At 74.6% G+C, this 12,545-nt stretch carries 14 protein-coding genes; 7 read left to right on the top strand and 7 right to left on the bottom strand.

The window, feature by feature from the left end:
* Positions 1-30: 30 nt before the first annotated feature.
* The 4 genes from IE237_RS38500 to IE237_RS38485 all read left to right on the top strand — a co-directional run bounded on the left by IE237_RS38500 (position 31) and on the right by IE237_RS38485 (position 2,719).
* Complete coding sequence (locus tag IE237_RS38500; RefSeq protein WP_189806863.1) at positions 31-1,014, top strand: helix-turn-helix transcriptional regulator; 984 nt, start codon at positions 31-33, stop codon at positions 1,012-1,014.
* A gap of 61 nt (positions 1,015-1,075) precedes the next feature.
* Complete coding sequence (locus tag IE237_RS38495) at positions 1,076-1,510, top strand: hypothetical protein (protein WP_189806862.1); 435 nt, start codon at positions 1,076-1,078, stop codon at positions 1,508-1,510.
* 80 nt (positions 1,511-1,590) lie between these two features.
* Complete coding sequence (locus IE237_RS38490) at positions 1,591-2,073, top strand: DUF456 domain-containing protein (protein ID WP_189806861.1); 483 nt, start codon at positions 1,591-1,593, stop codon at positions 2,071-2,073.
* A gap of 265 nt (positions 2,074-2,338) precedes the next feature.
* On the top strand, positions 2,339-2,719 hold the full coding sequence (locus IE237_RS38485) for a PPOX class F420-dependent oxidoreductase (protein ID WP_189806860.1): 381 nt from the start codon (positions 2,339-2,341) through the stop codon (positions 2,717-2,719).
* A 40-nt stretch (positions 2,720-2,759) separates the two neighbouring features.
* Here the strand turns inward: IE237_RS38485 and IE237_RS38480 are convergent, their stop codons facing one another.
* The 4 genes from IE237_RS38480 to IE237_RS38465 all read right to left on the bottom strand — a co-directional run bounded on the left by IE237_RS38480 (position 2,760) and on the right by IE237_RS38465 (position 6,631).
* Complete coding sequence (locus tag IE237_RS38480) at positions 2,760-4,112, bottom strand: DNA-3-methyladenine glycosylase 2 family protein (RefSeq protein ID WP_189806859.1); 1,353 nt, start codon at positions 4,110-4,112, stop codon at positions 2,760-2,762.
* A 97-nt stretch (positions 4,113-4,209) separates the two neighbouring features.
* Positions 4,210-5,325: a ribosome small subunit-dependent GTPase A gene (gene rsgA / locus IE237_RS38475; protein WP_189806858.1), complete on the bottom strand. Its 1,116-nt coding sequence runs from the start codon at positions 5,323-5,325 to the stop codon at positions 4,210-4,212.
* Between the two features lie 290 nt (positions 5,326-5,615).
* On the bottom strand, positions 5,616-6,113 hold the full coding sequence (locus IE237_RS38470; protein WP_189806857.1) for a hypothetical protein: 498 nt from the start codon (positions 6,111-6,113) through the stop codon (positions 5,616-5,618).
* Positions 6,077-6,631: a hypothetical protein gene (locus tag IE237_RS38465; RefSeq protein WP_189806856.1), complete on the bottom strand. Its 555-nt coding sequence runs from the start codon at positions 6,629-6,631 to the stop codon at positions 6,077-6,079. The genes IE237_RS38470 and IE237_RS38465 overlap by 37 nt, the downstream gene beginning before the upstream one ends.
* A 101-nt stretch (positions 6,632-6,732) precedes the next feature.
* On the opposite strand from IE237_RS38465, the gene IE237_RS38460 reads away from it, so the two are divergent.
* Positions 6,733-7,155, top strand: a complete 423-nt coding sequence (locus tag IE237_RS38460) for a VOC family protein (RefSeq protein WP_189806855.1) — start codon at positions 6,733-6,735, stop codon at positions 7,153-7,155.
* Here IE237_RS38460 and IE237_RS38455 read toward each other — a convergent pair.
* Positions 7,083-7,826, bottom strand: a complete 744-nt coding sequence (locus tag IE237_RS38455; RefSeq protein WP_189806854.1) for a helix-turn-helix domain-containing protein — start codon at positions 7,824-7,826, stop codon at positions 7,083-7,085. The genes IE237_RS38460 and IE237_RS38455 overlap by 73 nt on opposite strands.
* A 35-nt stretch (positions 7,827-7,861) precedes the next feature.
* Positions 7,862-8,986 (bottom strand): YihY/virulence factor BrkB family protein, encoded by a 1,125-nt coding sequence (locus IE237_RS38450; RefSeq protein WP_189806853.1) that lies wholly within the window; start codon positions 8,984-8,986, stop codon positions 7,862-7,864.
* Positions 8,987-9,003: 17 nt separating this feature from the next.
* Here IE237_RS38450 and IE237_RS38445 point away from each other — a divergent pair, with 17 nt between their 5' ends.
* Positions 9,004-10,662: an acyl-CoA dehydrogenase family protein gene (locus IE237_RS38445; protein WP_189806852.1), complete on the top strand. Its 1,659-nt coding sequence runs from the start codon at positions 9,004-9,006 to the stop codon at positions 10,660-10,662.
* A gap of 346 nt (positions 10,663-11,008) precedes the next feature.
* Complete coding sequence (locus tag IE237_RS38440; protein WP_189806851.1) at positions 11,009-12,298, top strand: GAF domain-containing protein; 1,290 nt, start codon at positions 11,009-11,011, stop codon at positions 12,296-12,298.
* Here the strand turns inward: IE237_RS38440 and IE237_RS38435 are convergent.
* Positions 12,295-12,510, bottom strand: a complete 216-nt coding sequence (locus tag IE237_RS38435; RefSeq protein ID WP_189806850.1) for a hypothetical protein — start codon at positions 12,508-12,510, stop codon at positions 12,295-12,297. The two genes, IE237_RS38440 and IE237_RS38435, sit on opposite strands and share 4 nt — an antisense overlap.
* Between the last annotated feature and the right edge of the window lie 35 nt (positions 12,511-12,545).

The raw sequence follows: 12,545 nt of genomic DNA, 5'->3' as shown, positions 1-12,545 counted from the left end.
GCCGGAGGTACGGCGAGGGGTGGGGCATCCATGCTGGGAGCGATAGGACTCGACGAGCGCCAGGAGTCCGCGTACCGCGCCCTGGTCGCGCTGGGCGCGGCCGAGGTCACCGACCTCGCGCACCGGCTCGCCCTGCCCGAGCAGGACACCGAGCGGGCGCTGCGCCGCCTGGAGTCGCAGGGGCTCGCGGCGCAGTCCTCCGCCCGCACCGGCCGGTGGGTCGCGGCGCCGCCCGGGGTCGCGCTCGGCGCGCTGCTCACGCAGCAGCGCCACGAGCTGGAGCAGGCCGAGCTGGCGGCCAAGCTGCTCGCCGAGGAGTACCGGGCGGAGGCGGCGGAGGCGGCCGTGCACGACCTGGTGGAGGTGGTGACCGGCGCGAGCGCGGTGACCCACCGCTTCCTCCAGCTCCAGCTGGGCGCCCAGGAGGAGGTCTGCGCCCTGGTGACGGGCAAGCCGATCGCGGTCTCCGGCATGGAGAACGACGCCGAGGAGCAGGCGGCCGGGCGCGGGGTCCGCTACCGGGTGGTGATCGAGCGCGAGGTGCTCACCCTGCCGAGCGGGCTGCTCGAACTGTCCGCGGCGCTCGGTCGCGAGGAGAGGATCCGGGTCGCGGACCGGGTCCCCACGAAGCTGGTCGTCGCCGACCGGTCCCTGGCCATGGTGCCGCTGACCGGCCGGGGTGCCGAGCCCGCCGCGATCGTCGTGCACGCGAGCGGGCTCCTCGAATCGCTGATGGGCCTCTTCGAGTCGGTGTGGCGGGAGGCGCTGCCGCTGCGGCTGGGGGCGGGCGCGCAGATCACCGAGGACGAGGCGCCGGGCCCGGACGTGATGGACCTGGAGATCCTGTCGCTGCTGCTCGCCGGCATGACGGACGCGAGCGTGGCCAAGCAGCTGGACCTGGGGCTGCGGACCGTACAGCGGCGGGTGAAGGGCCTCATGGAGCTGACCGGGGTGACGACCCGGCTGCAGCTGGGCTGGCACGCGTACGAGAAGGGCTGGGTCGCCCGCGGCTGACGCCGGGGCCCGTGGGAGGGTGAGCGTCCGGTTCCCCTTGCACCTCAGGAGTTCAGCCCCCATGAACGGAAGGCGTCGTCGCGCGCTGCTGGCCACGGTCCACCCCCTGCTCGAACCCGGCGAGCGGGTCGAGGTGACGGCCGTCGTGAACCTGAGCAGCGTCTCCGTCGGTCGGACGACGGCCTTCGCGGTGGCCTCCGCGATCGCCTCCGCCGGTGCGATGGCGGTGATACCCACGCCCGTGCCGATGTACCTCACGATGACCGACCGCCGGATCATCGTCCACCGGGCGGACCCGGTCTTCGCGAAGCCGGTGGAGCACACCGTGACGCTCGCGCGCGCGGGCCTCGTCCGCTCGGAGATCAAGGAGCGGATCGTCAACTCCTCCTTCGTCGTGTGCCCCGCGGAGGGCGGGACGGGCCTGAAGCTGATCTTCCCCCTGCTCGCCCGCAAGGAGCGCGACGCGGTGGCCGCCGCGCTGCCCCTGGCCGCCTGACCGTCCGGCGCGCCCCGTCGCGTCCCCCGTACGCCCCGTGCGACCTGCGGAAATCCGTACCGTCGTGCACGCTGGGCAGCGTGGGTGTGTGGCAGCTCCTGATGGTCGCTACGGTGATGCTGCTCGGTCTGTTCGGGGTCCTGACGCCCGGCGTGCCGGGGACGTGGCTGGTGTGGGCGGCGATGCTCTGGTGGTCGCTGCACGAGCGGACGGACCTCGCCTGGATCCTGCTGGCCTCCTCGACCGGCCTGCTGCTCCTGACCCAGGTGATCGTCTGGCAGCTGCCGCCGCGCCGCTTCCGGGGCGTCGGCATCACCCGGCGCATGGTGGCGTACGCGGGGGCGGGCGCCGCCCTCGGCTTCGTCCTGATCCCGGTGATCGGCGCGATCCCCGGCTTCGTCGGCGGCATCTACCTCTCGGAACGGCTCCGCCTGGGCGGCCACGGCCAGGCGAGGGCGGCGACCCGGGCCGTGATGCGCGCGGCCGGCACGAGCGTGCTCGTCGAACTCTTCGCCTGCCTGCTGATCGTCGGCGCGTGGGCGGGGGCGGTGATCTGGGGCTAGGGCCTGTCTTTCGGATCAGGCCGGATCAGGGAGCGGGGCCTGGTGCGTGCGATCGCAAGGCGGAGGAGGGAGTCAACGCGGAGCGTTGGCGACCGACGACAACGCGGCGAGCGTGCGTGCCAGGCCCCGCGAGCCCGGCATGATCCGAAAGACAGGCCCTAGGCGCCCCGTGGACTCTGGCCGGAACACTCCTAGGCCGGAGGTCCGAGTCGGGACCCGTCCCGGGGCCGATCCGTCGGCGGCGGGACCGCGCGATCCTGGACACATGAGGGATTTCGAGGGATTCAGCGAGGCCGAGCGCGCCTATCTCACGGAAGGGCGGAAGCTCGCCCGGATGGCGACCGTGGACCCGTCCGGGCAGCCGCAGGCGAATCCGGTGGGCTTCTTCCCGCAGGAGGACGGCACCGTCCTGGTGGGCGGACTCCGGATGGGGCAGACGAAGAAGTGGCGCAATCTGCGCCAGAACCCCAGAGTGGCGCTGGTCGTCGACGACCTCGCGAGCGTCCGCCCCTGGCGGGTGCGGGGCGTCGAGATCCGCGGCGAGGCGGAGCTCCTCGTGGGCCCGCACGCCCTGGGCCCGCACTTCAGCGAGGAGGTCATCCGGATCCATCCGCGCCGGGTCCACAGCTGGGGCCTGGAGGACTAGGGTCCCAGGGCCTGTCCGACCCTGATCCGCCGCGCAGCCCCTACACCGCCGGGGAGGCCGGCTCCAGGTAGCGCGCGGCGTAGGAGCGCCAGGGGCGCCAGTCCTCCGTGTCCGGGGTGTCCCTCGGGGGCACGTCGGGGTCGCCGAGGGCGCGCATCCGGATCAGCGCCGCGGCCTCGGCGGTCACGCCGGGGACGGTGAGCAGGGCGCGCTCGGCCTCGTCGCGGTCGGCGCCGGGGTCGAGGCGTACGGCTCCGTCGGCGAGGGCGCGGGCCAGCGGGCCCGCGACGGGGTGGCCGGTCAGGGCGGCCGGTTCGGGGAAGACGTGGGTGAGGGTGCCGCAGGCGGTGGCCAGCGGGGTGCCGTGCCGCTCGACGAGCCGGGCCGACTCCTCGGCGCCGAGGACCGTCCGCAGCGCGAACTCCTCCGGCTCGGCCGTGCCCGGGGAGCGCACGCCCGGGCGGGCGGCCACCTCGGCGGCGAGCCCGGGGGCCGCCCCGAGGCGCTCGGCGACCGCGTACGGGTCGGCGTCGAGGTCGAAGAGGCGGCGCAGCCGGTGTACGGCGGTGGTCAGGTCGCGCAGCTCGGTGAGGTGGATCCGGGCCTCCAGCCAGCGTCCGCCGGACCGCTCGTCCACGGAGACGACCCCGGTGCCGTACGGGAGGCGGAGGGTACGCCGGTAGGTGCGGCCGCCGGGGGTGCCGACGACCTCCTCCACCCGGGGCACGGCCTCGGCGGCGAGCAGGTCGAAGACCTCGCCGGCCGCGTACGGGCCCCGGTGGGCGAGCCGCAGCGGCACTCCGGCGGCGAGCGCGGTCCGGGCTCCCGCGCCGCTGCCCGCCTCGGCGCGCAGGGCGCTGGGGGTGCGGGCGTAGACGGCGCGGATCGTCTCGTTGAACTGGCGGACGCTGGCGAATCCGGCCGCGAAGGCGATCTCGGTGACGGGCAGTGCCGTCGTCTGGAGCAGCAGCCGCGCGGTGTGCGCCCGCTGGGCGCGGGCGAGCGCGACGGGCCCGGCGCCCAGCTCGGCGGTGAGCTGGCGCTGGACCTGCCGGGTGCTGTAGCCGAGGCGTCCGGCGAGTCCGGGCACGCCCTCGCGGTCGACGACGCCGTCGCCGATCATCCGCATCGCGCGTCCGACGACGTCGGCCCGGACGTTCCACTCGGCGGAGCCGGGCACGGCGTCGGGCCGGCAGCGGCGGCAGGCGCGGAAGCCGTGGCCCTGGGCGGCGGCGGCCGTCGGGTAGAAGGAGACGTTCTGCCGCTTGGGCGTGACGGCGGGGCAGCTGGGCCGGCAGTAGATCCCGGTGGTGCGGACGGCGAAGAAGAACTCTCCGTCGAATCGCGCGTCCCTGCTGCTGACCGCCTCGTAGCGGGTGTCGTCGTCCCTCATGACTCCCAGTGTGCGGGAGCCGTCCCGACCCGGCTCGCGGTTTTCGGACACCGCGCTCGGGGGTCGGGACGTCGGTCCGACAGCATCCGGCAGGGGCCTACCGCCCCCGGCCGCCGCGCTTGATCTCCATGGCCGTGCGGCCCTCCCGCCCCATGCGCTTCCAGTCCTTGAGCATCTCGGCGCGCACGCGGGCGTCGGTCTTGGCCACGATCCGGCGGTTCTCGCGGATCAGCTTCTGGTAGCTCTCCAGGCGGCGCACGGGGAGCGAGCCCTCCTCGATCGCCGCCGCCACCGCGCAGCCCGGCTCGGACTCGTGGGAGCAGTCGTGGAAGCGGCAGTTCCCGGCCAGCTCCTCGATCTCCGAGAAGACCTGGCCGACACCGGTCTCGGCGTCCCAGAGCCCGACGCCGCGGAGTCCGGGGGTGTCGATGAGGACTCCCCCGCCGGGCAGGACGAACAGGTTGCGGGTGGTCGTCGTGTGCCGGCCCTTGCCGTCGACGTCACGGGCGGCCTGGACGTCCATGACGTTCTCGCCGACCAGGGCGTTGGCGAGGGTCGACTTGCCGGCGCCGGAGACGCCGAGCAGCACGGTGGTGCCGCCCGCGACGGTGGCGGCGAGCACGTCGAGCCCTTCTCCGGTGGTGGAGCTGAGCGGCAGCACCTGCACGCCCGGCGCGACCGTCTCCACGTCCTCGACGAGGTAGGAGAGCCCGACCGGGTCGGGCACGAGGTCGGCCTTGCTGAGGACGATGGTCGGCTGGGCGCCGGACTCCCAGGCCAGGGCCAGGAAGCGTTCGATCCGGCCGAGGTCGAGCTCGACGGCGAGCGAGACCGTGATGACGGCGTGGTCGACGTTGGCGGCGAGGATCTGCCCCTCGGACCGCTTGGAGGAGGTGGAACGCGCGAAGGCCGTACGGCGCGGCAGGCACGCCCGTACGTACCGGGGGTCGCTGACGCCCTCCGGGTCGACGGCGGCCCAGTCACCGGTGCAGACGACCCGCAGCGGGTCGTGCGGGGTCACGAAGGCCGTGTCGGCGCGGATGACGCCTTCGTCGGTGGCGACGTCGCACTGACCGCGGTCGACGCGGATGACGCGCCCCGGGACGAGTCCCTGGGCGGCGTAGGGCGCGAAGGCGGAGGCCCAGCCGGAGTCCCAGCCGTGGGCGTCGAGCGAAGAGGAGGAGGAAGAGAGGGAGGAAAGCGGGAAAGACAAGGGGGACCCTTCAAGGGGCGGCCCCGGCGCTGAAAGACGGAAGAGTGAGGTCAGCCGGTGGCCGCGGAGGTGGTGTGGATGAACTTCCGCGTGGGGGCGAGGCCCTGCGTGACGACAGCCATCGGTCACACCTCCTGTGTCTTTCGCGATCGCGTCTTCTCGCGATCTTGTACGGGGTTCACCGTAGACGGAGCGGTCCGCGCGCGCCACGGATTTGTTCAGGCCATGACGCAGGCGCCAGTTCAGGCCATGACGCGGGCCGCGGCTCAGGCCCGGGCGTAGGCCGCGGCTCAGGCCCGGGCGAGCAGGGTCACCAGGACCGCCGTGAGTATCCCGGTGAGCAGCAGGACCGGGGCGCCCGGGGGCGGGGTCCAGACGCGTGGGGCGGGCTCGGGGTCCTCGGTGCGGGCGGCTGCGCGGGCGGCCGTCAGTTCGGCGGCGGACGGGTGGGAGGGCAGGTCGACCAGCCAGGGGCGGCGGGGGTCGTGGCGGACGAGAGCCGCGCCGTGGACGCGGATGTCCTGGAGGTCGAGGGGGTGCTCGACCTCGATCCGGTACGGGGCGCCGCGGGCGGGGCGCACGGTCAGGTCGAAGACGAAGGCGGTCCCGCGGGTGGTGAGGGCGTTCAGCCGGGCGGGCGCGTGGGCGGCGGTCTCGTCGGGGACGGGGCCCTGTGCGACGCCGGGGCGGTGGTTCAGCCGGGCCGCGCCGAGCGCGACGAGCAGGGCGACGGTGGCGTTGAGGCCGAGCATCATGATCCAGCGCGGCCCGTCGAGGGCCCCGTGCACGAGCCCGGTGACCGCGAGGGTCCCGGGGACGGCCGCGAGCAGGGTCGCCGGTGCGACCAGCAGGCGCAGCAGGGCCGGGACGGCCGGGCGGCCGGGCGGCCGCGCGGGCGCGGGGGCCCGCCCTCCGCTTCGGCCGTCGGCCCGCGGCGGACGGCGCGGACCGCGCCGGCCAGGACGAGGGCGACGCCGAGCGCGGCGATGCCGTAGGCGGCGAGGAGCGCGTGGTCGTCCTCGCGGCGCACGAGGAGCCCGAAGGCCGCGAGGAGCGCGCCGACGCCGGCGCCGCCGAGGCCCAGGTACGGGGCGGCGAGGACGGCCGCGAGGAGCGCCGAGATCACCGCGAAGGGGATCGCCGGGCCCGCGAGGTCGTTCGTGCCGCAGCCCTCGGAGTCGCAGTCCCAGCGGACGGCCGCGTGCTCGGTGGCGTACACGTGGAAGAGGAACCAGGTCTGCCAGAACAGCAGGACGGCCGCCGCGGCCCAGGGCCAGGACGTCCGTCCGTACGCGCGCGTGCTCATGGCCCGACCGTAGCCCTCGGGCCGGACGGTGCGGGAGGCGGCCGGGACACGCGTCCGATTCGTACAAGACCGGCCGCCGACGGCGCGCCTACCGTGCCGTCATGGACACAGCACCCCGCATCACTCCCCGTTTCGACCTCGTCGGCCTCGTCGTCTCGGACATGGCCGCCTCGCTCGCCTTCTACCGGCGCCTCGGTCTGGACGTCCCGGCCGGGGCCGAGTCCGCCCCGCACGTGGAGGCGGTGCTGCCCGGCGGGCTGCGGATCGCCTGGGACACGGAGGACGTCGTCCGTTCCTTCGATCCCGGCTGGAACCGCCCCGTCGGCGGCGACCGGGTCGGGCTCGCCTTCCGGTGCGGTGCGCCGGCGGAGGTGGACGCGGTGTACGAGGAGCTGGTCGTCGCCGGGTACCGGGGGCATCTGAAGCCCTGGGACGCCGTGTGGGGGCAGCGCTACGCGGTGGTCCTCGACCCGGACGGCAGCGGGGTCTCGCTCTTCGCCGACGCTCCCACCGCACGCGCGTAGGCGCCGAGGGTCGTGCCGGCCAGGGCCCGGGTCTCACGGGCGAGGTGGGCCTGGTCGGCGCAGCCGGCGCGCACGGCGGCCTCGGCGTACGGCACGCCGGCCCGGACCAGGGCGAGCGCGCGCTGGAGGCGCAGGACGCGGGCGAGGGTCTTGGGGCCGTAGCCGAAGGCGTCCAGGGAGCGCCGGTGCAGCTGCCGGGCGCCGAGCCCGACCTCCCGGGCCGTCTCGGCGACCGGCCGGCCCGCCGCGAGGCGTGCCACGACGGCGCGGAGCAGCGGGTCGGGCGTGAAGACGCCGGCCGCCCTGCGCAGGACGAGCGCGTCCAGGGCGGCGGCCGGGTCGGGGGCCTCCGTGATCCGCTCGCCGAGCCTCCGGGCCTCCGCCTCGCCCCACAGCGCGCCGAGGGCGACGCGCCGGTCGCGGAGTTCGTGGGCCGGGACGCCGAGGAGGCCGGGGGCGTCACCGGGGGCGAAGCGGATGCCCGCGTACCGTGCGGCGAACTCGGCCGGCGCGTACGCGCGCGTGTCGGGTCCGGCGACGAGGAGGCTTCCGTCGGCCCAGATCAGGTCCATGCAGCCGTCGGGCAGCACGGGCCGTTCCGCCGTGGGTCCGGCGGCGGTCCGGGTCCACAGCACGGCTCCGTCGAGCAGGGCGGGGCGCTCCTCGTACATCCTTCGAGCCTATGCCGCCCCGGCCCGCGGAGGGGTCAGTCCTTCTCCCAGCCCGAGTGGAGGCGGGACTTCACGTCGTCCGGGGGGAGGAACCGGGACCAGCGCTCGGGGAACTCGGAGGGCATGTCCGGGTCGTCCTCGTCGACGTCCTCCGCCTCGGCCCGGACGCGGGCGACGAGCTCGGCGGCCTGGACGGCGCGGGCCCGTTCGTTGGCCTCGCGGGCGGCGGCGGTGGCGACGGAGGGCCAGACGCGGTCGATGGCGGCGTTCACGGCGGCGCCGACGAGGACCGCGAAGGCCGAGATGCCGATCCAGAGGAGGACGGCGATGGGGGCGGCGAGCGAGCCGTAGATCGTCGGTCCCTCGACCTGGCTGGTCAGGTAGATGCGCAGCAGGAAGCTGCCGAGGACCCACATCCCGAGGGCGACGAGGGCGCCGGGGATGTCCTCGATCCAGGGCGATCTGACGGGCACGGACACGTGGTAGAGCGTGGTGAGGAAGGCGATGGAGAGCAGGATGACGGCGGGCCAGTAGAGGACGGCGACGACCTCGGTGCCCCAGGGGACGAGTTCGACGACGCGGTCGGGGCCGACGACCGCGAGCGGCAGCACCACGGCGCCGATGAGCAGCGCCACGATGTAGAGCAGCAGGGCGAGGAGGCGGGTCTTGACGATGCCGCGGTGCCCGTCGAGTCCGTACATGACGGTGATGGTGTCGATGAAGACGTTCACCGCGCGCGATCCCGACCAGAGGGCGATGGCGAAGCCGAGGGAGATCAGGTCGGGCCGTTTGCCCTGGGTGATGTCGTCGAGGAGCGGTTCGGCGATCTCGTGGACGCCCCGGTCGGAGAGGACCGTGCCGGCCGCGTGGAGGATGTTCTCCCGGATGCTGGCGACGGTGTCGGTGTTGGTCCAGTCGTCGGCGTAGCCGAGGACGGCGATCAGGCCGAGCAGCAGGGGCGGCAGGGACAGCAGGGTGAAGAACGCGGCTTCGGCGGCGAGGCCGAGGATCCGGTACTCGATGCACGAGTTGACGGTGTCCTTGAGGAGCAGCCAGACCATCTTCCGCTTCGAGACGTTGCGGTAGAGGACGCGCGCGCGGTGGAGCCTGCTCCAGGGCCGCCGCTCGGGCCGGTCGGGTGTTTCTCTTGCTGCCTGCACCTGCTTACCGTATCGGCATGGAAGCGAGCACCCACACCGTGACCAACCAGGCCCCTCCCCTACTGGGATACGACGTCTTCACGAGCGACCGGGCACTGACGGAGGCGGTCGGACGGCACCTCGCGCCGGACCTCCTGGCGGAGGCGCGCGAGGAGCTGGCGCTGCTCGGCCGGGCGTCCGGTTCGGCGCAGGTGCGGGAGTGGGGCGAGCAGGCGAACGGGAATCCGCCCCGGCTGCGGACGCACGACCGCTACGGGCACCGGATCGACGAGGTCGAGTTCCATCCGGCCTGGCACCGGCTCCTCGGGCGGTCGGTCTCGGCGGGGCTCACGCACGCGTGGGACCGTCCGGGGGGTCATGTGCGGCGCGCCGCCGGTTTCCTGGTGGTCTCGCAGGCGGAGGCGGGGCACGGCTGCCCGCTGTCGATGACGCACGCCGCGGTGCCCGCGCTGCGCGCCGAACCGGAGCTCGCAGCCGTCTGGGAGCCGGCGGCCCTCTCGCACGTGTACGAGCGGGAGCTGCGTCCGGTCGCGGAGAAGCCGGGGGCGCTGCTCGGCATGGCGATGACGGAGAAGCAGGGCGGCAGCGACGTCCGGGCGAACACGACGGAGGCCCGGCCGCTGGCGGCCGACGGCGAGTACGTCCTGACGGGGCACAAGTGGTTCTGTTCGGCGCCGATGTCGGACGCCTTCCTGGTCCTCGCGCAGGCTCCGGCGGGGCTGACCTGCTTCCTGGTGCCCCGGGTGCTCGCGGACGGCTCGCGCAACGCCTTCGCGATCCAGCGTCTCAAGGACAAGCTGGGCAACCGGTCGAACGCCTCCGCCGAGGTGGAGTTCGACGGGACGACCTGGGCGCACCGGGTCGGCGAGGAGGGGCGCGGGATCCGGACGATCATGGGGATGGTCACGGCGACCCGGCTCGACTGTGTGCTCGGCTCGGCGGCGCTGATGCGGCAGGCGGTGGCGCAGGCCGTGCACCACGCCTCGTACCGCTCGGCGTTCGGCGGGCCGCTCGTCGAGAAGCCCCTGATGCGCAACGTGCTGGCCGATCTGGCTCTGGAGTCCGAGGCGGCGACGGTCCTGGGCATGCGTCTCGCGGCGGCCTACGACGTCGCCGGTACCGAGGGCGGCAGCGACGTCGACCGGGAGCGGGCCCTGCTCCGCATCGCCGTGCCGGCGGCGAAGTACTGGGTGACGAAGCGGTGCGTGCCGGTGGCGGCGGAGGCGCTGGAGTGCCTGGGCGGCAACGGCTACGTGGAGGAGTCGGGGATGCCCCGGCTGCTGCGGGAGTCGCCGCTCAACTCGGTCTGGGAGGGCTCGGGGAACGTGCAGGCGCTCGACGTGGTGCGGGCGCTGCGGACCGAGCCCGCCGCGCTCGACGCGCTGCTGCGGGAGGTGGGGGCGGCGCGGGGCGCCGACCACCGGCTCGACCGGGCGATCCGGGGGCTGCTCGTCGAACTCGCGGATCTGGAGGGGATCGAGGCGCGGGCGCGGCGGCTCACGGAGCGGCTGGCACTGGTGCTCCAGGGTGCGCTGCTCGTGCGGTGGGCTCCGCCGGAGGTGGCGGACGCGTTCTGCGCGGCGCGGCTCGGCGGGGACGGCGGCGCTGCGTTCGGGACGCTCCCGCACACGCTGGACCTGCGGGCGCTGGTGGAGCGGGCGCGGGTGGAGGTCTGAGGGGTCGCACGAAAGTTCTGAGGAGTCGTACGCCGTCTGAGGAGTCGTACGTTCCGAGGAGTCGTACGAAAGTACTGTCCGCGCGTACCAGGGGTGGGCCCGAGGGGTGTTCGGTCGGGCCGGTACGCGCGGAAAAGCGGGGGTGGTGCTGCGCCGACACGGCACCACCCGCCGCTCTCACCACCCTCACTCAGGGGGCCGGTGGATCGCCAGAGTTGCAAAGGGTTGCAGGATTACCCGAACCGGGCCTCGCCCGGCGGTCCCGGACGGCACGATGGGCACCGACACTCCGGACATCTGCCCTGTGCAGAACCGATACAGCACCCCGGGTGGCTGGGAGAGACCGATGAAGAACACGCAGCTCGACATGAAGCGGCTCGCCGCCATGGACGCCGCTCAGGCCACCCGGCTGCTGCACCGGGTGCGCGAGGAGACCCTGGCGGGCCGCAGGCCCCCGATCGCGCCCCGCCCGGTGATCGACGCGTCCTGGCAGCGGATGGCCCGGCTCGGCCTCGACCCCGACCAGAGCACGAGCTCCGTGCTGCTCCGGCGCGACGAGCTGGAGCAGCGGCGCAGGACCACGCTCCTCTCCGAGGTGATGCAGACGCTGAGCGGCGGGCTCGCCGGCATCGCCGACGCCTCCCTCCAGATCATGGTGGTCACCGACGAGCACGGCCGGGTGCTGTGGCGCCAGGGGAACCTCTCGGTGCTGCGGCAGGCGCACAGCATCTGCCTGGAGGAGGGCGCCGCCTGGTCCGAGCACGCCACCGGGACGAACGCGGTCGGGACGGCGCTCGCCATGGGCCGGGCGGTGCAGGTGCACTCCGCCGAGCACTACGTGCAGGCGCTGCACAACTGGACCTGCGCCGCCGCGCCCGTGCACGATCCGCGCGACCAGCGGCTCCTGGGGATCCTGGACGTGAGCGGCCCCGCGTCCAGCTTCCATCCGGCGATGCTCGCGCTGGTCGGCTCGGTGGCGCAGCTCGCCGAGGCCGAGATGCGGGAGCGGCACCGCCGGTCGATCGAGCGGCTGCGTGCCGTGGCCGCGCCGATCCTGTGCCGGGTGGGCGGCCGGGCGGTCGCCGTGGACGCCCACGGCTGGACGGCGGCCGTGACCGGGCTCGCGCCGGTGGACCGGATCGCGCTGCCCAAGTCGTTCCGGGCCGGCCGGGTCTGGCTGCCCTCGCTGGGCGTGTGCGCGGTGGAACCGCTGCCGGGCGGCTGGCTGCTGCGGGTCGAGGAGGAGGCTCGGCCCGAGGAGCCGGGCGCGGAGGCGGCGAGCCGGGTGGTCCTGGACCTGAGCAGGCCGCGCCGCTGGACGGTGGCGGTCTCGGGGGTGGCGGGCAGCTGGCAGCAGGAGCTGAGCCCCCGTCACGCGGAGCTCCTGTACGTCCTGGCGCTGCACCGCGACGGGCGGACGGCGGCGGAACTGGCGGACGACGTCTTCGGGGACCGTACGCGGACGGTGACGGTGCGGGCGGAGATGTCCCGGGTGCGGCGGAACCTGGCGGGGGTCTTGGCGCACCGCCCGTACCGCTTCCGCGAGGAGGTCGCGGTGGAGGTCCTGCGCCCGGAGCGCCCCGCGGACCTGCTCCCCCACTCGACGGCCCCGGCGGTCCGGGCGGGCCGGGCCTAGAGCACCGGAGGGCCCGGCTCGTCGGTGCGGGTCCGTCCCTCGCCGTGGCCGACGAGCCGTACGCCGTACGCCGCGCACCCCGCACCCCGCACCCCGCGCCGTGCGCCGTGCGCCGTGCGCCGTGCGCCGTGCGCCGTGCGCCGTGCGCCGTCGACCAGGATGTACGCCCCGGTGTCGTCGCCGTCCTGCCGGCCGATGGCCGTCTCCCCCAACTCCCTTTTCCTCCGCGGCCCTTGCGCCCCGGCAG

Source organism: Streptomyces tanashiensis (genome assembly GCF_014648895.1).
GTDB lineage: Bacteria > Actinomycetota > Actinomycetes > Streptomycetales > Streptomycetaceae > Streptomyces > Streptomyces tanashiensis.
The sequence above is the reverse complement of the archived record's forward strand: the minus strand, read 5'-3'. Positions and strand labels throughout refer to the sequence as shown.